The 23,844-nt window shown below is 68.6% G+C and carries 25 protein-coding genes; 12 read left to right on the forward strand and 13 right to left on the reverse strand.

Going from position 1 to position 23,844, the window contains the following annotated elements; genetic code table 11:
- Positions 1-26 precede the first annotated feature (26 nt).
- The 5 genes from ACSFBM_RS30380 to ACSFBM_RS30400 form a co-directional block, all read right to left on the reverse strand.
- Complete coding sequence (locus tag ACSFBM_RS30380; RefSeq protein WP_435439289.1) at positions 27-488, reverse strand: ribonuclease HI family protein; 462 nt, start codon at positions 486-488, stop codon at positions 27-29.
- Positions 489-500: 12 nt separating this feature from the next.
- A complete protein-coding gene (locus ACSFBM_RS30385) occupies positions 501-971 on the reverse strand; it encodes a DUF4124 domain-containing protein (RefSeq protein WP_435487705.1) in 471 nt (156 codons plus the stop codon).
- 105 nt (positions 972-1,076) lie between these two features.
- On the reverse strand, positions 1,077-2,003 hold the full coding sequence (locus tag ACSFBM_RS30390; RefSeq protein WP_435487760.1) for a Bug family tripartite tricarboxylate transporter substrate binding protein: 927 nt from the start codon (positions 2,001-2,003) through the stop codon (positions 1,077-1,079).
- 94 nt (positions 2,004-2,097) lie between these two features.
- The gene (locus tag ACSFBM_RS30395; RefSeq protein WP_435487706.1) at positions 2,098-3,042 is read right to left on the reverse strand and encodes a hydroxymethylglutaryl-CoA lyase; all 945 of its coding nucleotides are present in this window, start codon (positions 3,040-3,042) and stop codon (positions 2,098-2,100) included.
- A complete protein-coding gene (locus tag ACSFBM_RS30400) occupies positions 3,035-4,195 on the reverse strand; it encodes a CaiB/BaiF CoA transferase family protein (RefSeq protein WP_435487707.1) in 1,161 nt (386 codons plus the stop codon). Before ACSFBM_RS30400 ends, ACSFBM_RS30395 begins: the two co-directional genes overlap by 8 nt.
- 132 nt (positions 4,196-4,327) lie before the next feature.
- On the opposite strand from ACSFBM_RS30400, the gene ACSFBM_RS30405 reads away from it, so the two are divergent.
- The 9 genes from ACSFBM_RS30405 to ACSFBM_RS30445 all read left to right on the forward strand — a co-directional run bounded on the left by ACSFBM_RS30405 (position 4,328) and on the right by ACSFBM_RS30445 (position 12,573).
- On the forward strand, positions 4,328-5,227 hold the full coding sequence (locus ACSFBM_RS30405; RefSeq protein ID WP_435487708.1) for a LysR family transcriptional regulator: 900 nt from the start codon (positions 4,328-4,330) through the stop codon (positions 5,225-5,227).
- Positions 5,228-5,274: 47 nt separating this feature from the next.
- A complete protein-coding gene (locus ACSFBM_RS30410; RefSeq protein ID WP_435487709.1) occupies positions 5,275-6,015 on the forward strand; it encodes a glutamine amidotransferase in 741 nt (246 codons plus the stop codon).
- Positions 6,016-6,150: 135 nt separating this feature from the next.
- The gene (locus tag ACSFBM_RS30415; protein ID WP_435439292.1) at positions 6,151-6,783 is read left to right on the forward strand and encodes a CDP-alcohol phosphatidyltransferase family protein; all 633 of its coding nucleotides are present in this window, start codon (positions 6,151-6,153) and stop codon (positions 6,781-6,783) included.
- 36 nt (positions 6,784-6,819) lie between these two features.
- Positions 6,820-7,395 (forward strand): glutathione S-transferase family protein, encoded by a 576-nt coding sequence (locus ACSFBM_RS30420; RefSeq protein WP_435487710.1) that lies wholly within the window; start codon positions 6,820-6,822, stop codon positions 7,393-7,395.
- A gap of 96 nt (positions 7,396-7,491) precedes the next feature.
- Complete coding sequence (locus ACSFBM_RS30425; protein WP_435487711.1) at positions 7,492-9,897, forward strand: penicillin acylase family protein; 2,406 nt, start codon at positions 7,492-7,494, stop codon at positions 9,895-9,897.
- Between the two features lie 34 nt (positions 9,898-9,931).
- Positions 9,932-10,576 carry a histidine phosphatase family protein gene (locus tag ACSFBM_RS30430; protein ID WP_435487712.1) on the forward strand — a complete coding sequence of 215 codons (645 nt, stop codon included), beginning with the start codon at positions 9,932-9,934 and terminating at the stop codon, positions 10,574-10,576.
- A 61-nt stretch (positions 10,577-10,637) separates the two neighbouring features.
- Positions 10,638-11,600, forward strand: coding sequence for a DnaJ C-terminal domain-containing protein (locus tag ACSFBM_RS30435; RefSeq protein ID WP_435487713.1), 963 nt, complete (start codon positions 10,638-10,640; stop codon positions 11,598-11,600).
- A 2-nt stretch (positions 11,601-11,602) separates the two neighbouring features.
- Positions 11,603-11,926 (forward strand): chaperone modulator CbpM, encoded by a 324-nt coding sequence (locus tag ACSFBM_RS30440; RefSeq protein WP_435487714.1) that lies wholly within the window; start codon positions 11,603-11,605, stop codon positions 11,924-11,926.
- A 134-nt stretch (positions 11,927-12,060) separates the two neighbouring features.
- Complete coding sequence (locus ACSFBM_RS30445; protein WP_435487715.1) at positions 12,061-12,573, forward strand: MerR family DNA-binding protein; 513 nt, start codon at positions 12,061-12,063, stop codon at positions 12,571-12,573.
- Here the strand turns inward: ACSFBM_RS30445 and ACSFBM_RS30450 are convergent.
- The gene (locus ACSFBM_RS30450) at positions 12,557-14,299 is read right to left on the reverse strand and encodes a dipeptidase (protein ID WP_435487716.1); all 1,743 of its coding nucleotides are present in this window, start codon (positions 14,297-14,299) and stop codon (positions 12,557-12,559) included. The two genes, ACSFBM_RS30445 and ACSFBM_RS30450, sit on opposite strands and share 17 nt — an antisense overlap.
- A gap of 59 nt (positions 14,300-14,358) precedes the next feature.
- Between ACSFBM_RS30450 and ACSFBM_RS30455 the strand changes: the two genes are divergently transcribed.
- Entirely contained in the window at positions 14,359-14,937 is a 579-nt protein-coding gene (locus ACSFBM_RS30455; RefSeq protein WP_435487717.1) for a DNA-3-methyladenine glycosylase I, read from the forward strand.
- 77 nt (positions 14,938-15,014) lie between these two features.
- On the opposite strand, the gene ACSFBM_RS30460 is transcribed toward ACSFBM_RS30455, so the two are convergent.
- The 3 genes from ACSFBM_RS30460 to metE form a co-directional block, all read right to left on the reverse strand.
- Positions 15,015-15,362: an alpha/beta hydrolase gene (locus ACSFBM_RS30460; RefSeq protein WP_435439299.1), complete on the reverse strand. Its 348-nt coding sequence runs from the start codon at positions 15,360-15,362 to the stop codon at positions 15,015-15,017.
- A gap of 208 nt (positions 15,363-15,570) precedes the next feature.
- Complete coding sequence (locus ACSFBM_RS30465) at positions 15,571-16,434, reverse strand: hypothetical protein (RefSeq protein WP_435487718.1); 864 nt, start codon at positions 16,432-16,434, stop codon at positions 15,571-15,573.
- Positions 16,435-16,493: 59 nt separating this feature from the next.
- Entirely contained in the window at positions 16,494-18,848 is a 2,355-nt protein-coding gene (gene metE, locus ACSFBM_RS30470) for a 5-methyltetrahydropteroyltriglutamate--homocysteine S-methyltransferase (protein ID WP_435487719.1), read from the reverse strand.
- 98 nt (positions 18,849-18,946) lie between these two features.
- Here metE and ACSFBM_RS30475 point away from each other — a divergent pair, with 98 nt between their 5' ends.
- Positions 18,947-19,873: a LysR family transcriptional regulator gene (locus tag ACSFBM_RS30475; protein WP_435487720.1), complete on the forward strand. Its 927-nt coding sequence runs from the start codon at positions 18,947-18,949 to the stop codon at positions 19,871-19,873.
- A 144-nt stretch (positions 19,874-20,017) separates the two neighbouring features.
- Here ACSFBM_RS30475 and ACSFBM_RS30480 read toward each other — a convergent pair whose 3' ends face one another.
- Positions 20,018-20,752 carry a hypothetical protein gene (locus ACSFBM_RS30480; protein WP_435487721.1) on the reverse strand — a complete coding sequence of 245 codons (735 nt, stop codon included), beginning with the start codon at positions 20,750-20,752 and terminating at the stop codon, positions 20,018-20,020.
- Between the two features lie 5 nt (positions 20,753-20,757).
- Entirely contained in the window at positions 20,758-21,429 is a 672-nt protein-coding gene (locus ACSFBM_RS30485; RefSeq protein ID WP_435487722.1) for a DUF1345 domain-containing protein, read from the reverse strand.
- 177 nt (positions 21,430-21,606) lie between these two features.
- On the opposite strand from ACSFBM_RS30485, the gene ACSFBM_RS30490 reads away from it, so the two are divergent.
- On the forward strand, positions 21,607-21,765 hold the full coding sequence (locus ACSFBM_RS30490) for a hypothetical protein (protein ID WP_435487723.1): 159 nt from the start codon (positions 21,607-21,609) through the stop codon (positions 21,763-21,765).
- Between the two features lie 12 nt (positions 21,766-21,777).
- On the opposite strand, the gene mmsB is transcribed toward ACSFBM_RS30490, so the two are convergent.
- Positions 21,778-22,674 (reverse strand): 3-hydroxyisobutyrate dehydrogenase, encoded by an 897-nt coding sequence (gene mmsB / locus ACSFBM_RS30495; protein WP_435487724.1) that lies wholly within the window; start codon positions 22,672-22,674, stop codon positions 21,778-21,780.
- Between the two features lie 33 nt (positions 22,675-22,707).
- Complete coding sequence (locus ACSFBM_RS30500; protein WP_435487725.1) at positions 22,708-23,823, reverse strand: enoyl-CoA hydratase/isomerase family protein; 1,116 nt, start codon at positions 23,821-23,823, stop codon at positions 22,708-22,710.
- Positions 23,824-23,844: the final 21 nt, after the last annotated feature.

The raw sequence follows: 23,844 nt of genomic DNA on the forward strand, positions 1-23,844 counted from the left end.
GCGCGAGGGCCTGTGTATCTGCCCTTCTATCGACGCTTCTTCTTCAGGCGCCGCGGCGGCGGCTTGGGCCCGAAGCCCAGCGCGCCACGGGCGAGCGCATCGGCCTCTGCGTTGCGGTGGCGCGGAATCCAGTGCACGCGCGCGTCGTCGAACCCGCCCAGCAAGGCGCGCGCGTCGTCGAACAGGCCGGCCAGGCGGGCGATGGGTTTGGCTTGGGGCCCGACGAGCTGTTCGACCAGCGTGCTGTTGTCGCTGTACGCCCGCACGGCGGTCGCGCCGCGCTCACGCAGGTCTTGCAGCGCCAGGGTCAGCGCCAGCAGCTCGGCCTCGTTGTTGCAGCCGATGGTGTGGGTGGCTTGCGAGAGCGTGTGGCGCGTGCCGTCGGGCGCGGTGATGACGGCGCCGACGCCCATGCGGCCCGGGTTGGGCATGGCGCTGCCGTCGCAGTACACGGTCCACGGCGTGCCCGCAGGCACGGTTTCGCTCATGCTGCGTGCCGCTCAGCAGTTGCTGCGCTGGATGCCCGCCAGATTCTGGCAGGGCCGCTTGCCGGGGGGCGGCCCGGGGTCGCGCAGGTGCGGCGGCGGCCGGCGGACGGGGCGCACGCCGTCGTAATACGGGTCGGGGCCCAGGATGTAGACGGGCGGCGGGTCTGCCGCGGGCTGGGTGTCGGCGGGGTAGCGCGGGATGACGGCAGGGCCGGAAGGCGGGTTGGACGGGTTGCCGGCCACCTGGCTGGGCGGCGGCAGCTGCTGCGGCGGCGCAGCGACCGGCGCCGGCGTGGCGTCGCGGCGTGTTTCATCGGCCGGCGGCGGCGTGAGTATCTGCACGGGCCGCGCCTGCTTGCTCCCCGGCGGGCAGGCGACGTTGGTGTACGAGGTGGCCCCGCTGGCATCCGTGCACCGAACCACGTCCGCCTGCGCACCCAGCGCGGCGCCGAAGATCGACAGGAAAAGAGCCAGGGAGCGCATCGGTCGCATGGGGTGGGGGGTGGGGGGTGACGAGAGTTGCGCCAACTGTAGCCGCAGCGCACCCACCCGGCGAGCCTTGTACGCACGCCCCCACTCGGTGCAGCGTCATTCGGGCTCGATGCCGGCCGCGCGAATCACCAGCCCCCACTTCCGTGATTCGGCCGCCTGGAACTTCGCCAGCCCTTCGGGCGTGCTGGTGACGGCCTCGCCGCTGGTGGTCGCCTGGTAGGCCACCACGGCGGGCGCAGTGGAGACCTTGAACATCATTTCATTGAGCTTTTGCGTGACGGCGGCGGGCGCGCCCGGCGGCAGGTAGACCGCCGTCCAGTACGACATGTCGTAGCCCTTCACGCCGGCCTCTTCCACCGTCGGCAGCGCCGGCACCGCTTCCAGCCGCTTGGTGCCGCTGACGGCCAGCGCGCGCAGCTTGCCGCCCTTGACCTGGGGCAGCGCGGTGGGTGCATCGGCGAACATGAAGTCGACCTGCCCGCCCAGCAGATCGGTGATGGCCAGCGGGTTGCTTTTGTACGGCACATTGACCACGTCGATGCCCGCCATCTGCTTGAGCAGTTCGCTGGCCACGCGGCTCGACGAGCTGCCGCTGCCGAAGTTGAGCTTGCCGGGCGCCTTCTTCGCCGCGGCAATCAGCTCGGCCACCGACTTGATCGGCGAATCGGAGTTCACCAGCAGCAGCATGTGGCCCTTGGACAGCAGCGTGACCGGGGTGAAGTCTTTCACCGGGTCGTAGGGCAGCTTCTTGAACAGGTGCTCGTTGGCCGCGTGCGTGGTGTTGGTGGTCATGAGCACCGTGTAGCCGTCGGGCGCGGCCTTGGCCACGTACTGTGCGGCAATGAAGCCGCTGGCCCCTGCCCGGTTGTCCACGATGACGGGCACCTTGTACTCGGCGCCCAGCGCCTGCGCCATGCTGCGCGCCTGCTGGTCGGTGCCGCTGCCCGCGCCGAAGGGCACGACGATGGTGATGGGCTTGGCGGGATACGCCTGGGCGTGCACGGGGGCGGCGGCCAGCGCCATCGCACAAAGCGCCGCCGGAGCAACCAGTCGGAAGAAGAAAGTCGGCACGGTGTTGTCTCCTGTGGAATGTTTTTCTCTGGTTTCTTCGCCCGGCTCAGCGCCGGAACCTGGCCAGCGTGCCGGCCCGCATGAGCTTGCCCGGCAGCGGGTGGCCGACGATCTCTTCGGCCAGTCGTGCGCAATCGATGAGCGCGTCGAGATCCACGCCGGTCTGGATGCCCATCTCCTCGCACATGAAGGCGAGATCTTCGGTACAGATGTTCCCGGCCGCGCCGGTGTGGCCCGCAAACGGGCAGCCGCCCAGGCCGCCGCAGGCGCTGTCGAAGGTGTCGATGCCCATCTGCAGGCCCATGAGCGCATTGGCCATCGCGGTGCCGCGCGTGTCGTGCAGGTGCAGGCCCAGCCGCAGGTCGGGCCAGCGCTCGCGCACGGCACCGACCACCGAGGCGATGGCGTTGGGCTGGGCCCAGCCCACGGTGTCGGCGAGCCGGAGAATGGGCAGGCGCAACCCGAACTCGGCCATCACGTCGAGCATCTGCGCCACGCGCTCGACCACCGTGGCGGGCGAAATGGCACCTTCGAGGTTGCAGCCGAAGGCCGTGGTGACGATGCCGCGCGTGACCGGAATGCGGTGGTCGACACAGTAGGCCAGCGTTTCGCGCTGGGCGTCGCGCAGCGCGGCCAGGCTCTTGCCGCTGTTGCGTATCGAAAAGGCCTCCGACGCGTTGGTGGTGATGGTGCCTTCGATGTCGAGCTGCGTGCGCATGGCGCGCTGCATCCCGCGCAGGTTGAGCCATATGCCGGTGTAGCGCACGCCTTCGCGCTTGCGGATCGACTGGGCGACCAGCTCGGCATCGGCCATGCCGGGCACGCGTTCGGGGTTGACGAAGGACACGCACTGCACCTCTTCGAGCCCCGTGCCGGCCAGCGCTTCGATCAGGCGCACCTTGTCGGCCGAGGCAATGTGCCGGGCCTCCATCTGGAAACCCTCGCGCGGGCCTTCCTCGTGCAGACGGACGCGTCGTGGAAGGTCAGACATTCGCATCTCCTTGCCTTGGCTGTTGAATGGGTGCGCCGAACTCCGCGTTGTGCTGGCCCAGCCGCGGCGCGACCGCGCGGTGCGACGGGCGCACGCCGTCGATCGACAACGGCAGCGCGGTCAGCCTGAAGTCTTCGCCCGGCACGGCCTGCAGCATGCCCAGCGCCTGCACTTGCGGATGCGCGATGGCCTCGGGCACGGTGTGCACCGGTGCGCAGGGCACGCCGGCCGCGGTGAAGCGCACGGTCCACTGCGCACGGGTCTGCGCGCGCAGCAGCGGCACGATCTGTGCGAACAGCGCGGCCTTGTGGCGCAGCCGCAGCCGGTTGGTGGCAAAGCGTTCGTCGCCGGTCCAGTCGTCGCGGCCGAGCTCGTGGGCGAACTTGGCGAACAGCCGGTCATTGCCGCAGCAGACCAGCAGCGGCGCGTCGGCGGTGTCGAAGGATTCGTAGGGCACGAAGCCCGGATGGCCCGAGCGGTGACGCTCCGGCAGGCGGCCTTCGTTGGCATAGGCATCGGCTTTCTGGCCGGTCCAGACCAGCGCCGTTTCGAGCAGCGATGCGCTGACCACGCCGCCCTTGCCCGTGACGTGGCGGCGCTGCAGCAGCGCCAGCGCGCCGATCACCGCCCACATGCCCGTGCCCTGGTCGCACACCGAGGCGCCGGTGCGCATGGGCGGATCGTCCGGGCCGCCGTTGATGCTCGACAGGCCGCTGAAGGCCTGGATCAGAGGCTCGTAGCCCGGCTGCATGGCGAGCGGCCCGGTGTGGCCGAAGGCGGAGATTTCGCAATAGATCAGGCGCGGATGGCGTGCGCACAGGGTCGGCCCGTCGATGCGCATCGAGCGCGTGACGCCTGGGCGCAGGTTGTGGATCAGGATGTCCGACTCGCCCGCGAGCCGCTCGAACACCGCCATGCCCTCGGCGCTCTTCAGGTCGATGGCGACAGACTTCTTGCCACGGTTGAACACATGAAAGTTGAGCGCGTCGCCGTGGCGAAAGGCCGGCCCCATGTGGCGCGCGTCGTCGCCGCCCTCGGTGCGCTCGAGCTTGACGACGTCGGCCCCGAGGTCCGCGAGTATCGCGCCGGCGAACGGTCCGGCCAGCACCTGCCCGAGTTCCAGCACCCGGATGCCTTCCAGTATTTTTTGCATGTCTCGAGCCCCGGGGTGGGCCTTTCTCGTTGTTCGATGGCCGCAAGTCTGGTCGCCGGCCATTGATCTGGGAAGACGAATATTTCTATATCTGTGATAACTTGAACGGATCAATCCCGACGGGCTGAGTCCATGCGAATCGACATCACGCTGCAGCAACTGGAGGCCTTCGCCGAGCTGGCGAAGACCTTGAACTTTCGCGCCGCCGCGCTCGCGCTGCACGTGTCGCAGCCAGCGCTGAGCCGCACGATCCGCATCGTCGAGGAACTGGCCGGCACGCGGCTGTTCGACCGCGACACGCGGCATGTGGAGCTCACGCCCGCGGGCCGCGAGCTGCTGCCGATCGCGCTGCGCATCCTGGAGAACTTCCACAGCTCGTTCAGCGAGCTGTCGCAGTTTCTGGAGGGCCGCAGCGGCCACCTCACCATCGCCGCGCTGCCCTCGACGGGCGTTGCGTTGCTGCCCCATGCCATCGCCGGGTTCCGCCTAAGCCACCCGGAGGTGACGTTCTCGCTGATCGAGGGACCGGCCGACCAGGTCCGCGCAGCCGTGGACGAGGGCCGCGCGGACTTCGGCATCACCGTGCGCCCCGCACCGCAGGAGCCCATGCTGTACCGCCACCTGATCGACGACCCCTTCGTGCTGCTGTGCCGGCACGACGATGCGCTGGCGGGCAGGGCCTCGGTGGCATGGTCGGTGTTTGCGACACGGCCTTTCATTGCCAGCGGTTTTCACAGCAGCATCCGCCCGATCACCGACGCGGCCTTTCTGCAGCGCGGTCTGCAGGTGGTGCCGGCGCTGGAATACCCGAGCGTGGCCGCAGCCGGTGCGCTGGTGGCCGCGGGACTGGGCATCACGGCGCTGCCCCGGCTGGCGTTGCAGCTCACGCGCAACGACGACCTGGTGACGGTGCCGCTGCAACGGCCCGCCATGTCGCGGCCCATCGGACTGGTGACGCGGGCGGGCCGCTCGCCGTCGCCGGTGGGGCGGGCGTTCATGGACCTGCTGCAGCACGGCGGCACCCGGCGCTGAAACCGAGCGCTCCAGGGAAGCCTTCAGGCTGCGGCATGATCGCAGGCATGCAGAACACGCCCCCTCATCCGCTCGTCATCGTCAAGGTCGGAAGCACCTTCGAAGCCCTTCGCGCGCAGAGCGGCGACTTCGAGCACTGGATCGCCGACGGGCTCGGCACGCAGGCGCTGCCGATCCTGGTGGTCGACCCGCGCCGGGGCGACACGCTGCCCGATGCAGGCGCGGTGTCGGGCGTGGTGGTGACAGGCTCGCATGCGATGGTGTCGCACCGCGAACCCTGGAGCGAGACCACCGCCGCCTGGCTGGCGCAACTGGTGGCGCGCCACACGCCGGTGCTGGGCATCTGCTACGGCCACCAGCTGCTGGCGCACGCGCTGGGCGGCGAGGCGGGCAACCACCCACAGGGCGCGGAGGTCGGCACCGTGAACGTCACGCTCGACGACGCCGCCGCCACCGACGAACTGATGCGCGGCCTGCCCGCACAGTTTGCGGCGAACGTGGTGCACTGGCAAAGCGCGCTGCGGCTGCCCGAGGGCGCGGTGCGGCTCGCCGGCAATGACCACGAGCCGGTGCAGGCCTTCCGCGTTGGCGACAACGCCTGGGGACTTCAGTTCCATCCCGAGTTCGACGCCGACACCATGCGCGCCTACATCGACATGCTGGCCGACGGCCTGCGCCGCGAAGGCGCCGACCCGGCCGCGCTGCGCGAGCGCGTGGCCGACACCGACACGGCGGCCGGGCTGCTCGGGCGCTTCGCGCGGATCGTCGAATCGCACCAGGGCGTCTGACCGGGCCTGCAGCGGCGCGCCCGGCCGCCCCGGCTCGCCGACTTTTCGTCGGACCGCGACTACAAAAGGCGCCCCGCGCTTGGGTTAAGGTGCGGTCCATCCGCCGCTTTCGAGACCTGCCTCTCTTCCTTCTTCATGACCACGCCCTCACCCACCCGCAAGCATTTCTCGATGATCCGGGAGTTCCACCTGGCCGATGTATTCACGCTCGGCAACGCCGCATGCGGGGTGGGCGGGGTGTTCCTGGCGATGGCCTACATGGCGAGCCAGTCGCTCACGCAGTTCTTGTGGGCGGCGGCACTGGCACCGGCGGCCTTCATCTTCGACGTGTTCGACGGACGCATCGCGCGCTGGCGCCAGACGCAGTCGGCGCTCGGGCGCGAGCTCGATTCGCTGGCCGACATCATCTCCTTCGGCGTGGCGCCCGCCGCGCTGGGCTTCGCGGCCGGCCTGAACGGCGGCTGGGACTGCGCCATCCTGGTCTACTTCGTGTGCTGCGGCGTGAGCCGGCTCGCGCGCTACAACGTGACGGCAGAGTCGCTGTCCGAAGGCGCGAACAAGGTGAAGTACTTCGAGGGCACGCCCATTCCCACCAGCGTGGTGCTGGTCGGCGTGCTGGCGTACGCGGCCTGGCAGGGGCATATCGGCAGCGCGCTGTGGGGCGGCGCATGGGTCGTCGGGCCGTGGCAGTTGCATCCGCTCACGCTGATGTTCGCGTTGTCGGGCACGCTCATGATCAGCAAGACCTTGCGCATTCCCAAGTTCTGAGTTCTTTCTGAGTTTTCACGACGAAGGAGAAGGCCCATGAAGCTGTATTTCGACCCGCACAGCCGCTCGCAGGTGGCCAAGTGGATGCTCGACGAGGCGGGCGTCGACTACGAGATCGTCACCACGCTCATCAAGGACCAGGCGCACAAGACGCCCGAGTTCCTGAAGATCAACCCTGCCGGCAAGCTGCCCGCGCTGGTCGACGGGCGCACGCGCGTCTTCGAGAACGCGGCCATCTGCATGTACGTGGCCGAAAAGTTTCCCCACACGCGGCTCGCACCGCCGGTGGGTTCGCCCGAGCGCGGGCGCTACCTGTCGCTGATGGTCTATTCGACCTCGCAGCTGGAGCCCGCGATGGGCGACAGCCTGATGAAGATCCGCAGCAACAACAGCGCGCGCGGCTGGACCGATTTCGAGCACGCCAAGGATGCGGTGGAGCGCGAACTCGGCGAAGGGCCGTACCTGTTCGGCGCGCGGTTCACCGCGGCGGACGTGATGATCGGCTCCATGTTCATCTGGCACCGCGCGTTCGGCGGGCGCTCGAACCGGCCGAAGATCGACGCCTACATCGACCGGCTGCAGGCCCGCCCGAAGGGCATGAAGTTCGGCTGAACAGCGCGCGGCGTGCCGCAACGGTGACAGACGCGGCGGCGGGCACGCCCTTTAATCGGCTTGCCGATTTTTTTCAAAGAACAACACGCCCGCACCATGACACCCAAGAAGACAAGCTCCTTTCCCCGGTTTTCCCTGACGGTTCTTGCCGTCGGCACAGCCACCCTGCTGGCCGCCTGCGCCAGTGCGCCGCCGCCCGGCGGGCGCAACGTGACCATCGAGCGCACCACCTTCGGCATCGCGCACATCACGGCGCCCGACTACGAAGGCCTGGCCTACGGCAGCGCCTACGCGCACGCACAAGACAACGTCTGCCAGACCGCCGAGCACCTGCTCACGCTGCGCGGCGACCGTTCGCAGTTCCTGGGCGCGCAGAACACCGGCGAGCTGGGGCTGGGCCGCATGCCGAACGCGCAGATCGACCTGTTCATCCGCTACCACATGGACGACGCCGCGCTGGCACGCGCCGGCGCCGCCACCGGCCCCGACGTGAAGGCCGCGCTGCGCGGCTACGTGGCGGGCTACAACCGCTACCTGCAGGACGCCGGCCCCAATGGATTGCCCGCCGCCTGCCGCGGCAAGCCCTGGGTGCGGCCGATGACCATGGCGGACCTGTCGCGCGCCACCGAGCAATCGATGATCCAGGGTGGCCTGGGTGCGCTGGCCGGCGCCGTGCTGGCCGCCGTGCCGCCAGCACCGGGCGCCAGGACCAGCGCCGTGCCCGTCGACCTGAAGGAAGCCGTGGCCGAAATCGGCCGCCACAGCTTCAACGCCAACCCCGAGGGCGGCGAGCTGGGCTCCAACGGCTGGGCCTTCGGGCGCAACGCCACGCCGGACGGCAAGGGCCTGCTGCTGGGCAACCCGCACTTCCCGTGGAACGGCACCAACCGCTTCTGGCAGATGCACCTGACCATTCCCGGTCAGCTCGACGTGATGGGCGCCACCGGCGGCCTGAGCCCGGTGGTGTCGATCGGCTTCAACAAGGACGTGGCCTGGACGCACACGGTGTCCACCGGCAAGCGCTTCACGCTGTACGAGCTCAAGCTCGACCCCGCCGACCCGACCGTGTACTGGGTCGACGGCCAGCCGAAGAAGATGGTCGCGCGCACCGTGGTGCTGCCCGACGCCTCCACCGGCGGCAGCGGCGCGCCCGCGCAGCACACCTTCTACGCAACCGACTGGGGCCCGGTGATCTCGCTGCCGCGCGCCGGCCTGGGCTGGACCGCGCAGAAGGCCTACGCCATCCGCGACGCCAACACGCTCAACGTGCGATCGGCCGAAAGCTGGATGAAGATGGCCCTGGCCCGCAATGTGGGCGAGCTGCGCGCCGCCATGGGCAACCAGGGCATGCCGTGGATCAACACCATCGCCGCCGACCGCGACGGCAACGCCATGTACGCCGACCTGTCGGTGGTGCCCGACGTGTCGGCCGACATGCTGCGCGCCTGTGCGCCCTCGCCCGCCGCCGCGGCGCTGCTCAACGCGGCCGGCCTGCCGGTGCTCGACGGCTCGCGCAGCGCCTGCGCCTGGAACCGCGACACCACGGCCGCCGCGCCCGGCATCATCGCGCCCGCACGCATGCCGGTGCTGGTGACGCCCGACTACGTGCAGAACAGCAACGACAGCTTTTGGCTCGCCAACCCGAGCGTGGCGCCGATGGCGGGGGTTTCTCCGCTGGTCGGCCCCATCGGCGTGCCGCAGCGGCTGCGCACGCGCAGCGCCATCATGGAAATCGAAGGCCGCCTTGCAGGCAGCGACGGCCTGGCGGGCAACCGCATGGGCGCGACCGAGCTGCGCAGCGTGATCTTCCGCGACAGGAACCTGGCCGGCATGCTGGTCATGGACGACCTGCGGGCCGCCTGTGCCGGCGCGGGCACGTCGCTCAGCGTCGAGCAGGCGCAGGGCTGCCGCGTGCTGACGGCGTGGGACCGCACCAGCAATGCCGATTCGAAGGGCGCCGCGCTGTTCCGCGAGTTCTGGCGCAAGGCCAAGGACATTCCGAAGGTGTGGCGCCAGCCCTTCGACCCCGCACAACCCGTGACCACGCCGGCCGGCCTGGACATGGCCACGCCCGCCACGCGCGAGGCCGTCTTCAAGGCAGTCGGCGACGCGGTGACCACGCTGCGCACCGCCGGCTTCGCGGCCGACGTGGCGCTGGGCGTGCCGCAGTCGCGCCTGGTGCGCGGCCAGCAGATCGCGCTGCACGGCGGCGACGAGTTCGAGGGCGTGCTCAACAAGCTGGAGTCGCAGGGGCAGTCGCTCATCGATCCGAAGGGCTACAACGTCAACTACGGCAGCAGCTACATCCAGGTCGTGACCTTTGACGCGAGCGGCCCGGTGGCCCAAGGTTTGCTCACCTACGGCCAGAGCAGCGACCCGGCTTCGCCGCGCGCCTACGACCAGCTGCCCCTGTTCGCGGCCAAGCAGTGGCATCCGCTGCCGTTCCACCCGGCCGACGTGCAGGCGCAGCGCGAAGGCAAGCCGCTGCAGCTGGCCTACTGAGCCGGTACTGAGCGGGCCTATTGATTCGGAATCCATGTCCACACAGAACCCTTCCTCCCACACCGCCGCAGGCGGGCTCGACCAGCTGGTGCGCCTTGCGCAGGCGCAGCCGCTCGCGCCGGCCTGCGACCACTTCTACTTTCTGCGCCACGGCCAGACCGGGCGCAACGCGCTGCGCGTGTTCCAGGCGCCCGACGAGCCGCTGAGCGAACTGGGCCTGCAGCAGGCCGCGCACGCCGCCGAGCTGCTGGCGGGCGAGCCGATCCGCACCATCGTGTGCAGCGACGCGCGGCGCGCCTTCGACACCGCGCACACCGTGGGCGCCGCGCTGCGCCTCACGCCCACCGCGCACGAGACGCTGCGCGAGCGCAACTTCGGCGCGCTGATCGGCACGTCGTCGGCGAACATCGACTGGGCCTGCGAGCCCGAGGGCGGCGAAACACTGGCGCAGTTCGTCAGCCGCAAGCGCGCCGCGCTCGACGCAGCGCTGCAGCAACCCGCGCCGGTGCTGGTGGTGGCGCACGGCGGCACGCTGTATGTGCTGGCCGCGCTGCTGGGGGTGCCGGTCGATTTCACGGTGCTGGGCAACGCGCAGCCATTGCGTTTCCAGCGCACCGGCCCCACATGGGCGGTTACGCCGCTGCTGCGGCATGCAGACGGCGAGGCCTCCCTGGCGTAGAACCACCGCCACAAACGCCCGGAACCCGCCAAGCCGTCCACCCAACGAACAGCCACACACCATGGATTTCAAGGACTACTACAGCGCTCTGGGCATCGAACGCACCGCGTCCGACGACGAGGTGCGCAAGGCCTACCGCAAGCTTGCGCGCAAGTACCACCCCGACGTCAGCAAGGAGCCCGACGCCGAGAAGCGCATGCGCGACATCAACGAGGCGAAGGACGTGCTGGGCGACAAGGAAAAACGCGCCGCCTACGACGCCCTGGCCGACCGCGTGGCGCGCGGCGGCAGCCCCGAAGGCGGTTTCCAGCCGCCGCCCGGCTGGGACGAAGGCTACGAATTTCACCGCGGCCCGCGCCAGGGCCCGGCCGATCATGCGGACTTCAGCGAGTTCTTCTCCTCGATGTTCGGCGATGCCGAGCGGCGCGGCGCCGCGCGGCAGAACTTTCGCGCGCGCGGCGAAGACCACCATGCGGCCATCGAGATCTCGCTGGAAGACGCGCTCAACGGCGCCGAGCGCGAGATCACGTTGCGCGCGCAGACCGTCGACGCGCAGGGCCATCCGAAACTTGAGAACCGCACGCTCAGCGTGAAGATCCCGCCGGGCATGCACCCGGGCCAGTTCATCCGCCTCGCGGGGCAAGGCATGCCCGGCCACGGCGGCGAAGCCGCGGGCGACCTGTACCTCGAGGTGCGCATCACGCCGCACAAGCTCTACCGCGTGGAAGAACGCGACCTGTACATGACGCTGCCAGTCACGCCCGCCGAGGCGGCGCTGGGCGCGCAGGTGGAGGTGCCCACACCCACCGGCGGCGTGGTCGAGGTGACCGTGCCGCGCAACGCGCGCAGCGGCCTCAAGCTGCGCCTGAAGGGCCGCGGGCTCGCGGGCAAGACGCCCGGCGACCTGTACCTGCTTCTGGACATTGCGCTGCCGCCCGCCGACAGTGAAGACGCGCGCCAGGCCTACGAGCAGTTGGCCAAGGCCACGGCATCGTTCAACCCACGCCAGCATCTGGGAGCCTGAGCATGGTGAATTTCACCCTCACAACCGCCACCGCCATCAGCGCCTCGCAGCCGCTGGCGGCCGCCGAACTGGCGCATGCCGTGGGCGCGGACACCGCCTGGGTCGTGCAGCTGGTCGAGGTCGGCATCCTGCACATCGAGACGGCCGAGGCCCAGACGCCGCCCGAGCGCTGGCAGTTCTCCAGCGCCGACCTGCAGCATGCGCTGGAAGCGCGCCGGCTGGAGCGCGATTTCGGCGTGGGGCTCGACGCGGCCGCGCTGATCCTCGATCTGCAGCACGAGGTGCGGCGGCTGAAGGCCACGCTGCAGGCACGCGGCCTGCGGTAGGCCGACCGAGGTTCGTCCCGGTCCTCCTCGTTGCCCTCGCATTTCCCTCTGGCCGCCAAGGGAAAGCGGGCCAGCCGCTTGACCTTGACACCGTGCGAGGCCGAACACTCCGAAGCTCTTCCACAGGAGGTCGGATGAATCCTTGCACCCATGCACCACAGCGCCGTTCGGACGTGCCCGAAGCGGCAACCGTGCCAGGCACCCCGTCACATCGCATGGGGATAGGCATCGATGAGGTCATGGCGCGCGCGGGCGTCTCGCAAAGGCTGGTTCGCCAATGCGCGGCGCGCGGCCTGATTGCGACGGACGAGCGGGCCGGTGCCGCCGGGCTCCGGTACACGCACGAGGACATCTGCGTGCTGCGCTTTGTTCGAAGAGCGCACGCCCTGGGCTTCGGGATGGACGAAGTCGCCCGCCTGCTTGCCCTTTGGCGCGATGCGCATCGCGCGAGCTGCGACGTGAAGCGCATTGCCCTGACCCGGACCGAGGACCTCGAATTGCAGATCGAGGCGCTTCAGACGAAGAAACGGCTGCTGGAGCGCCTGGCGGACCTGTGCCTGGGCGACCACCAACCCGCGTGCCCCATCCTGGACGAGTTGCTGGCGCTGAAGGGATTTGCCTGCGGGCCGCTCAGTCCATCTGCTTGAGGTTGCCGATGCGCACCAGCATCTCGGTGAACATCTGCATGTCGGCGTCGAGGTCGGGCACTTCCTTGTATTCCTTGGCGTTGTGCGCGGTGTACTTCTTGCCGGGCATCGCGGGCCCGAAGTTGATGGCGTTGGGCATCAACTTGGCCGTGGTGCTGCCGGCCGTGGGCACGGGTTTGGCTTCCAGTCCGGTGGTGTCGCCGTAGATGTTCAACAGCGTCGACAGCCACGCGCCCTGGGGGTCGCGCGCCATCCAGTTGCCCTGGTCGTAGGCCACTTCGAGCTTCACGCCGTTCGTGCTCGCCCACGCGTCGATCTTCGAACTGACCTGCGCCTTCAGTTCCTCGGGCGTGCGCCCGCGCGGCATGCGCACGTTGACCGTCACTTCAAGTTTGCCGTCGCTGCCCGTGCGAACGAGATTGGGCGAGAAGGTCAGCGGGCCCATGAAGTCGTCGGCGTAGCCCAGCCCCATCTTCTCGCCGAGGTAGCCGGTGCCATAGAGCGCGTCGATGTACTTCGCGGCCTTCAGGTAGTGATTGGCGGCCAGTGGCACGCCGGACTCCTGCAGGAACAACGCGAGGCGGGGAAGCGGGTTCACACCTTCTTCGGGGCGCGAGCCGTGCGCCGAGACGCCGGTCACCTTGATTTCGATGGCGTCGGCGCCGCGCGCAATGTCGATGGCGAACTTGCCGCCCTGACCTTCGTACTTCTGCAGGAAGGTGGACTTGGCGGCTTCGAGCTTCGCCGCCGCGGCGGCGAGGTCGCCGCCCTTGAGCGTGGCGGTGGCCGTCTGCGAAATGGCGTTGGCCGATGCCGAGCCGGTCATGGCCATGATGGCCGTCGACGCGCCGTCTGCCTGCTCCGCCGGGAACAGCACCTTCAGCGCGCCCGAGCCCTTCTCGGCCACCACCGCCGGGTACTTGCTGTCGAGCACGATGTTGTAGGCCGGCAGCTGGGTCCTGGTGCGGTAGTACTGCATGGCGTCGCCGCCGGTTTCCTCGGTGGTCTCGATCATCAGCCGCACGCTGCGCTCGATCGGCAGGCCGCTGTCTTTCACGGCCTTCATGGCGAAGAGCACGGCGGCGATGGAGCCCTTGTCGTCGATGGTGCCTCGGCCGTACAGGAAGTCGCCCACACGGGTCATCTTGAAGGGGTCGAGCCGGGTGCCGTCGTCCAGCACCCATTCGGACAGCACCGCGGGCACCACGTCGGCGTGCGTGAGGATGCCGAATTCTTCGCTGCCCCTGCCCTTCAGGCTGACTTCGAAGATGCGGTTGTCGACGTTGCGGTACGACAGGCCGAAGTCGCCCGCCATCTTTTCGACCAGCTTGCCGAACTCGGCGATCTGCGCGCTTTCGTGCGGCGGGACCTGCACGTTGCGCACCGTCGGAATGGCCACCATGGTGCCGATGCTCGCGATCACGGCCTGCTGGTTCTGGAGGCGGTTGTACAAACCGAGCAGGCGCGCGATGTTGACGAGGTCGTCACCGGCGAGCGGTTTTTTCGCTCGGTACGCGGCCACGCCGGGTTGCAGCGCGGGGTGGGCCTTGGCGGCCTGAGCGAGAAAGGCGTTGAAATTCGCGGGCCGCCTGCCGCCTTGCCATGCGGCGGCAAGCTGATCGAGTTGGGGCTTTCTGAGCGTGTCGGCGTGCACGGGCGCACCAAGGCCGAGCACGGCAACCAGACCCATCGACAGGGCCGACAATGGAAATTGAAAATGCGGCATGTACCTGACTCCCTCAATGCTGAACACCACCCGACGATAGCCGAGCAACGAACCGAACAATGAGCAACAGCACCGACAAGATCCGCTGCGCCTGGGCCCAGACCGACCCGCTGCTGGCGGCCTACCACGACGCCGAATGGGGCGTGCCCGAGCATGACAGCCGCGCACTGTGGGAAAAGCTCATGCTCGACGGCTTCCAGGCCGGGCTGTCGTGGCTCACCATCCTGCGCAAGCGTGACGCCTTCCGCAAGGCGTTCAGGGGTTTCGTGCCGGAGAAGATCGTCAAGTTCACCGAGGCCGATGTCGACCGGCTGATGCAGGACGCGGGCATCGTGCGCTCGCGCGCGAAGATCGAGGCCACCATCGGCAATGCGCGCGCCTACCTCGCCATGCAGGCGGCGGGCGAAGACTTTTCGGCGTTCGTGTGGGGCATGGCGGGTGGCAAACCCATCGTCAACCGCACCGGCAGCGTGCCGACGAAAACGCCTTTGTCGGAAGAGATGTCGGCGGCGCTGAAGAAGCGCGGCTTCAAGTTCGTGGGGCCGGTCATCGTCTATGCGTGGCTGCAGGCCACGGGCGTCGTGGACGACCATGCGCCCGACTGCCACCGGCATGGGACCCGACGCAAGGCCCCATGAAAAAACCGGACGCTGCTTTCGCAGGGTCCGGTTTGGAGCGCGTGGCTTGAATCGAAGCGGCTTGCGCCGCCTTCCGATTACAGGCCGGCTTGGCGCGTGAAGGTGCGGGCCTTGGCCTGAGCAGGCACCACGCTGTCGGCGAACGATTCGCGACGCAGGTTCTGGCCAGGTGCGTGGGCAGCGGCCACGGCTTCGGTGCGGATGGTGGCGCGGTCGGCCGAAGCGGTCAGGGCGGGAGCCACGGTCGACGACACGCCGTCGCCGTACACGTTGCCGGCACGAGCGGCGGCAACGGCTTGCGGTGCCACGTCGGCACGGCTGTAGCCGGAGGTGATGGCTTGCACGCCTTCGTAGGTTTCTGCATGTGCGCCAGCGGCGGCGAGCAGGGACAGGGCAGCGGCGGCGAGGATCTTCGAGGTCTTCATATCAATTCCTTATTAACTTGGCTTTGTGTTGCGCAAGTGTGCACGACGATTCCTAGGGAAAACCCTATTCAATCGAATCGCAGTGTTCATGAAATTGAAACAATGAAGAGGAACTTTCTGACAACGCTAACCCAACTGTCTTTTCTGTGTGCCGAACGGCAATGATGTGCCTGCAACGCAAGCACTTTTCATGCCATTGACCAACCACTCAGGACCGCGGCCAGGCGCGCACCAGCGTGCGCAGCGCGACGCCACCGCTGCCCTTGACCTCGGCGCGGTAGGTTCCCACCAGCGCCTCGCGCTCCGCCGCCGCCTGCGGGTCGTTGCGCCACGCCAGCAGGGCGGCCACGTCGGCATCGGGCAAGGCCGCTAACAGCGCCTGCGTGATCTGCTTCTCGAACTCGCGCGCCACGGTCATCAGGTTGCGCGGTCGCGTGGAGGTGACGCCGCGCGACCACAGCGTGTCCAGCGCCATGTCGAGCGTGCTGTCGGGCAGGCCGCTGAGTTGGCCGCCGTTGCCGCGCGCCAGTTGCTTGACCACCGCGCTCATCAGCAACTGGCTGGAAAAGTCGATCTCGCGCACTTCGCCCACCGCCATGCGTTCGAGCAGCTCGGTGCGGGCCGGGTCGGCGGGGCGCGCGCGTTCGCGGTTGAAGAACTCGGCCTTGCCGGCTTCGCTCATGGCGGCGTAGTCGGTGCGCAGCTTCGCCAAGCGGGCCACGGCGGCCCGCACTTCAGGGCTGGGGGCGGCGCCGCCCTTGCCTGCGGCATCCACTTCCTGCCGGATGGCGGCCACCGAGGCCTTGGCATTGAATGCGCGAGAGGCCGCCGCGTCCAGCGCCTTGAGCGCCTTGCCGGCAATGGCCGCGTCGTCGGGGTCCAGCAGCTCCTTCGCACCGCGCGCCACGGCGCCGGACGCATACGACGCCTGGTAGCGCGCCGGCACGCCTTCGAACTGCAGCAGCGCCTCGGCACGGCTTTGCGCCCAGCCCACCAAGGGGGCCAGGAACAAAAGGACAAACAGGGAGCAACGAGGCGCGAAGAGCGAAGAGAGGCGGTTCAGTGCAAGCATGGCGCCATTATTGGCGCGCATGCATTGGCCGTGGAATTGGCCCTGAGGCCCTCGGGCCGTCAGGCCACCACGAGTTCCTTGCGCAGCAGCTTCGCCGCCGTGACCATGTTCGACAGCGCCGCCTCGGTCTCGGGCCAGCCTCGGGTCTTCAGGCCGCAGTCGGGGTTGATCCACAGGTTCTGGTGAGGCACCACGCCCGCAGCCTTGCGCATGAGGCGCACGATCTCTTCGACCGACGGCACACGCGGGGAATGGATGTCGTACACGCCCGGGCCGATCTCGTTCGGGTAGCGAAAGCCCCCCGCGTTGTTCTGGCCGCCCGATCCGCCGAACGCGCGCAGCAGCTCCATGTCGGAGCGGCTGGTCTCGATGGTGATCACGTCGGCGTCCATGGCCGCGATCTCCGGCAGGATGTCGTTGAACTCCGAATAGCACATGTGCGTGTGGATCTGCGTCTCGTCGCGCACGCCCGAGGCGCTGATGCGGAAGGCCCGCGTGGCCGACTTCAGGTAGGCGGGCCAACCGGCGCGGCGCAGCGGCAGGCCCTCGCGGATGGCGGGCTCGTCGATCTGGACGATGCCGATGCCCGCGCCTTCGAGGTCGACCACCTCGTCGCGAATGGCCCAGGCGATCTGCTCGCAGGTGGTGGCGCGCGGCTGGTCGTCGCGCACGAAGGACCATTGCAGGATGGTCACGGGGCCGGTCAGCATGCCCTTCATCGGCAGCTTCGTGAGGCTTTGCGCATACGCGGTCCACTCGACCGTCATGGCGGCGGGGCGCGCCACATCGCCGAAGATCACCGGCGGCTTCACGCAGCGCGAACCGTACGACTGAACCCAGCCGTTGGCGGTGAAGGCAAAGCCGGCCAGCTGTTCGCCGAAGTACTCGACCATGTCGTTGCGCTCGGCCTCGCCGTGCACCAGCACGTCGAGGCCCAGTTCTTCCTGCTTGCGCACCGCCAGCGCGATTTCGGCGCGCATCTTCTCGCGGTAGCCGGTAGCGTCAAGCTCGCCGCGCCTGAAGGCAGCGCGCGCGGCGCGGATGTCCGCCGTCTGCGGGAACGAGCCGATGGTGGTGGTCGGCAGCGCGGGCAAGGCGAAGCGCGTGCGCTGCACCGATTGGCGTTGCGTGAAGACCGACGTGCGGGCGTCGTCGCCGACCACGCTGCGCGCCAGGCGCAGCGCCACGTCGGCGCGGTGCACGCGCGGGCTGCGGCGGCGAGCGGCGACCGCCGCGCGGGCGGCCTTGAGTTCTTCGGCGACGGAGGCTTCGCCGCCATCGAGCAGGGCGCGCAGCACCCGCAGCTCGTCGAGCTTCTCGACGGCGAAGGCGAGCCACGATTTCAGCTCGGCGTCGAGCTTCGCCTCGGCCGCAAGGCTGAACGGCACATGCAGCAACGAGCACGACGGTGCGATCCACAGCTCGCCCTTGTGCTTTTCAGCAACCGGCTTCAGCTTGGCCAGCGCGGCGTCGACGTCGGTGCGCCAGATGTTGCGCCCGTCGACCACGCCGACCGACAGCACCTTGTGCGCCGGCAGCCAGTCGGCCACGCCCGTCAGCTCCTGCGGCGAACGCACGGCGTCCACATGCAGGCCGGCCACCGGCAACTGACAGGCCAGGCGCAGGTTGTCCGACAGCGGCGAGAAGTAGGTGGCCAGCAGCAGCCTGGGCGCGCTGCGGGCGAGCTGCCAGTAGGCGCGCTCGAAGGCGTTGCGCCAGGCCTCGGGCAGGTCGAGGCCGAGGATGGGCTCGTCGATCTGCACCCACGCCACGCCCTGCTGCTTCAGGCGCGCGAGCACCTGTTCGTACACGGGAAGCAACGCATCGAGCAGCGAGAAGCGGTCGAAGCCGGCTTCCTTTTCCTTGCCCAGGTACAGGAAACTCAGCGGCCCCAGCAGCACGGCCTTGACCGCATGGCCGGCCTGCTGCGCCTGCGCCACTTCGTCGAACAGGCGCGTCGATGCGAGCTTGAACTGCGTGGCCGCATTGAACTCGGGCACCAAGTAGTGGTAGTTGGTGTCGAACCACTTGGTCATTTCCAGCGCGAAGGTGCCTTGCGCGCCGTGGTCGCAGCTGTCGTCGTGCACATGGCCCACTTCGGTTTCCACCCCGCGCGCCATCTTGAAGTAGCGCGACAGCTCGGCCTCGCCGCCCTTGAAGTCGAAGCGCGCGGGCTCGCAGCCGAGCAGCTGGATGTGGTTGGCCACATGGTCGTAGAACGCAAAGTCGCCGACCGTCACGAAGTCGAGCCCGGCGTCGCGCTGGGCCTGCCAGTGGCGCGCGCGCAGCGTCTCGCCGACGGCTTCGAGCGCGGCGCGGTCGATCTCGCCGCGCCAGTGCTGCTCCAGGGCGAACTTCAGTTCGCGTTGGGCGCCCATGCGCGGAAAGCCGAGGGTGTGGATACGGGTCGTCATTGCAGGTGGTCCGGTCGCTGATCTTGAATCCACGATGGTCTGCGTTTACGGAATATGATTCAAACGAAACCTTTTGCCCGTTCGCTTGAATCATTTTCATGTTGCAGTCCGTCCTTGAAATACGTCATCTGCGCACGCTGATCGCGCTGCGCGACACCGGCAGCCTGGTGCGCGCCGCGCAGCTGCTCAACCTCACACAGTCGGCGCTGTCGCACCAGATCAAGCTGCTCGAAGACCGCTATGGCGCCCAGCTGTTCGAGCGCAAGTCGGTGCCGCCGCAGTTCAGCACCACCGGCCTGCGGCTGCTGCAGCTGGCCGACACCGCACTGCCGCTGATCGAGGAAGCCGAGCGCGATGTGGCGCGGCTGGCGCTGGGACGCAGCGGGCAGTTGCGCATCGTGGTCGAGTGCCACACCTGCTTCGACTGGCTGATGCCGGCCATGGATGCGTTCCGCCAGCGCTGGCCCGAGATCGAACTCGACATCGTCTCCGGCTTCCACCCCGACCCCATTGCGCTGGTGATGCAGAACCGCGCCGAAGTGGCCATCGTGTCTGAGGAAGACCCCGACGAAACGGTGGACTACCACGCGCTGTTCCGCTTCGAGATCATGGCCCTGCTGGCCAACGACCATCCGCTCACGGCCCGCACGCACCTCACGGCGCGGCACTTCGCCGACCAGACGCTGATCACCTACCCCGTGCCCGACGAGATGCTCGACATCGTGCGTCAGGTGCTCGCGCCCGCCGGCGTGGAGCCCGCGCACCGGCGCACCACGGAACTCACGGTGGCGATGCTGCAACTGGTGGCCAGCGGGCGCGGCGTGGCGACGCTGCCGCTGTGGGCGGTGCAGAACTACCTGGACCGCGGCTATGTCACGGCGCGGCGCGTGGGCGCAAGGGGGCTGACGGGGCGGCTGTACATGGCATGCACGCAGGGCACGTCGGGGCAGCCGTGGCTGGCGGATTTCGTGCGGATCACGCGGGAGAGTTGCTTCAAGAGCCTGCCGGGGATCGAGCTGCTGTAGGGGTTGGGTCCGGCATTGGTCTTGGCTCCTTCCCCCTCTGGGGGAAGGCCGGGATGGGGGCACGCCCCGACCAAGCGCATGCTTCCATCCGACGCCGTCGAGCCCCCACCCTGGCCCTCCCCCAGCGGGGGAGGGAAAAACACACTAGAACCGCGTGCCCACCGACAACCGCACCATGTCCTGCGCCGTGAAATTCACCTTCGGGTCATATGCCGCGCGAACGAACCAGCGCGGCCAGTCGTAGGTCACCGTGAGCCCGGCGCGGCGGATGAACTGCCCGTCGACCGTGCCCTGCTTGGCCAGCAGGTCGACGGTCAGGCGCTGCCGCTCGGGCAGCGGCATGCGGTAGACCAGGTGCACGTCCTGCTGGTCGGGGTTCAGCCGGTTGTCGCGAATCAGCGAGAGCGACAGCGCCGTGCCATCGGTCCACTTGTAGCCGCCGTACACGGTGTATGAATCGTTCGGATCGAAGTTCAGGTTCGCGTAGTTGCGCAGGTTGGTACGGCCCAGCCCCGTGCCGACGAACCAGCTGTCGCCCGTTTCGACCGCGAGGCTGCCGCCGACGAAGCCGCCGGAGGCCACCTGCAGCGACGGCAACACCCGCACCGGCCCCACGGTGAAGGTGTGGTCCCAGCCAGCGCGCGGTTGTGCGAAGTCGAGCACCGGCGAGCGGAACCAGCCGATCCACACATTGCCGTCGCCGTAGGTGTAGCGCAGGTTCAGGTCCAGCCCCGGCCCTGCGGGCAGGCCGCCGCCCGAGACGCGGTAGGCGCCGACCGTGAGCTTGAACGGCAGCTCGGGCGCGTCGTCGTCCGCCCAGGCAGCGGGCGCAAGGCACAGCAATACGACGGCGGCGAATCGGTGGTGCGCGCGTGCCATGGCGCTCAGAACAGGCTCGCGCCGATGTTGATCAGCAAGGCCAGCACCGTCGTGTTGAACAGGTACGCCAGGATGCAATGCACCGAGCCGATGCGCCGCATGGGCTTGGAAACGAAAGCCACGTCGGCCGTCTGCCCCGACGTGCCGATCACCGCCGAGAAGTAGAAGAAGTCGCCGTAGGTCGGCGCGTCGTCGTCCGGAAACTGGATGCCGGGCTTGCGCCCCTGGCTCGTGACGGCGTAGTAGTCGTGCGCATAGTGCAGCGTGAACATCACCTGCGTGAAGGCCCACGACGACACCACGGTGAGCCCGGCCAGCGCGACGTGCGCGATTTTCTCCAGGCCGTGCATGTCCTTCACCACCGCGAGTTCGCCGCCGATCGCCGCCAGGCTCGCGATGGCCGACACCACCACCAGCACGAGGATGACGGTCTGCCCCTCGTCCTGCATCTTTGCGCGCACGCGCATGAGCTGCTGCGTCGACCGGGTCATCATCACCGCGGCCAGCAGCACGTACAGGCAGGCGCCGGTGTTCCAGGCGATCAGCAGGCGTGTGACCAGGTGCGCTTCGTTGGCAGACGGCAGCAGCACACCCACCGCGATGGCGATGGCCGCGGCAATGAACAGGCGCGGGCGCACGACCATCTGGCGCAGGAGTCGGTGTCTTGGAAGTTTCATGAAGGCTTGGGGGTCCTGGGAGCGACACGCCGGCGTTGCGGCGGCAGGAAGGCCTGCCCTTCGACTGTCGGCGAAGCTGTCTTGCGGCGACCTGACGAAGAGGGCTTTTTACGGGCCGCTTCGAGCATCCCTCACGAAAGCCCCCGTCGCCAGCGCTGGCGAGGGGTACAGTCGGGAATGACTCCAACACCGCCCGCCGTTTCCAGCCCACCCCCCGCGGCTGCGCCCGAACCCATCACCGAGACCCAGGCGTTCACCCGTGCCTGGGTCCTGTTCTTCGTGCTGTTCGTCGTGGTGATCGGCATCCTGTGGGGCCTGAAGGCCCACTTCGGCTGATCGAGCGCAGCTTCAGAAAGGCTTCTGCACCAGCTTCAGCACGCTGGAGAAATCGAGTGCGCCATGGCCCGCGAGGCTGTGGGCCGCATACAGGCTGCGCGCCAGCCCGCCCAGGGGCGTGGCCGCGCGCACGGCGGTGGCGTTCTCTTGCGCCAGGCCCAGGTCCTTGAGCATCAGGTCCGTGCCGAAGCCGCCCGCGTAGTTCTTGGACGCCGGCGATGTTTCCATCACGCCCGGCATCGGGTTGTACTTTTCCAGCGCCCAGTTGCCGCCCGAGCTGCGGCGCATGATTTCGGACAGCACCTTCGCATCGAGCCCGTTGGCCACGCCCAGCGCCAGCGCCTCCGACGTACCGATCATCAGGATGCCGAGCAGCATGTTGTTGCAGATCTTCGCCGTCTGACCCGCACCGGCCGCGCCGGCGTGGAAGATGTTGGCGCCCATCTTCTCGAGCACCGGGCGCGCGCGCTCCAGGTCTTTGGCGTCACCGCCGACCATGAAGGTCAGCGTGCCCGCAATCGCACCGCCGGTGCCGCCCGACACGGGCGCATCGATCATCGCCACGCCCTTGGCGGCGGCCGCCTCGGCCACCTTGCGTGACGTGGCCGCGGCGATGGTGCTGCTGTCGATCACCAGCGTGCCGGCCTTGATGCTCTCCAACAGGCCGGGCTTGCCGGCGCCGCCGAGGAACAGGCCCTCGACGTGCGCGCTGGCCGGCAGCATGCTGACGACCACCTCGGCGTCGGCCACCGTCTCGGCGGCCGACTTGGCAATGGGCAGCCCTTCGGCAGCGAACTTCTTGCAGGCCTCCGCCGAGAGGTCGAAAGCGCTGAGCGTGTGGCCGGCCTTGAGCAGGTTCAGGGCCATCGGGCCGCCCATGTTGCCCAGGCCGATGAATGCGATCTTCATGTGTTTGTCTCCGTCGTATTTATGAATGCAGTGTCAGACCAGCGATGCAAGTTCGGCCGGCATCTCGCCGCGCGGGCGCAGGTGGTCTTCGATGAAGGCGGGCGTGATCTCCTCGAGCGTGGCCGGGCTCCAGCGCGGGTTGCGGTCCTTGTCGACCAGCACCGCGCGAATGCCTTCGGCAAAGTCCTTGTGCGCGCAAAAGCCCAGCGAGGCCCAGTACTCGAGGCGGAACACTTCGGCCAGCGACATGCGGTACACGCGCTGCCAGAGTTCGAAGCTCAGCGCGGCCGAGCTCGGCGCGCCCTTGGCGAAGGTCTTGGCCGCGGTCTGCAGCCAGGCGTCGTCGCTCTGCAGTTCGCGCAGACGCTTCGCGATGTCGAGCAGGTCGTCGCCGGCCATCAGCGCATTGATGGTGTCGTAGTGCTCGCGCACCTTCGAGGCCGGCATCTCCGCGCCCTCGCCCGCCTTGGCGAGGATGCGCGACAGCGTGGCGCGGTCGGCCTTGCCTTCCCCGGCCCAGGTGGTCGAGGCGATGGCGTCGATCACATCGCCCTTGCGCTCCTGCGGTACCAGCACGTCGGCCAGCCCGCAGAAGATGGTGTCGTGCGCGTTGATGTTCGCGGCCGTCAGCGCCAGGAACAACCCGGTGCGGCCCGGCGTGCGGCGCAGGAACCAGCTGCCGCCCACGTCGGGGTACAGGCCGATGTTGATCTCGGGCATGGCGATGCGGCTTTGCAGCGTCATCACCCGGTGCGACGCGCCGGCCAGCAAGCCCACGCCGCCGCCCATCACGATGCCGTGGCCCCAGCACAGGAAGGGCTTGGGGAAGGTGTGGATCAGGTGGTCGAGCTCGTACTCTTCGCGGAAGAAGTCTTCGGCGTAGGTGTTGCGCTCGGGGCCGCAGTCGAGCAGCGTCTGGTAGAGCTGGCGCAGGTCGCCGCCGGCGCAGAAGGCCTTCTCGCCCGCAGCCTGCAGCAGCACGCCCACGATGCCGGCGTCCTGCGCCCACTCGCGCAGCTTGGGCGTAAGCAGGCGCACCATCGCCACCGAGAGCGAGTTGAGCGAGGCCGGCGAATTGAGCGTGGCCACGCCGAAGCGCTGGCCACCGGCGGTGTTGATTTCGTCGAAGAGAACTACGGAGTCGGTCATTGTCTTGAGGGGTTCCGGGTA

The organism is Variovorax pasteuri (assembly GCF_051216435.1).
Classification (GTDB): Bacteria; Pseudomonadota; Gammaproteobacteria; order Burkholderiales; family Burkholderiaceae_C; genus Variovorax.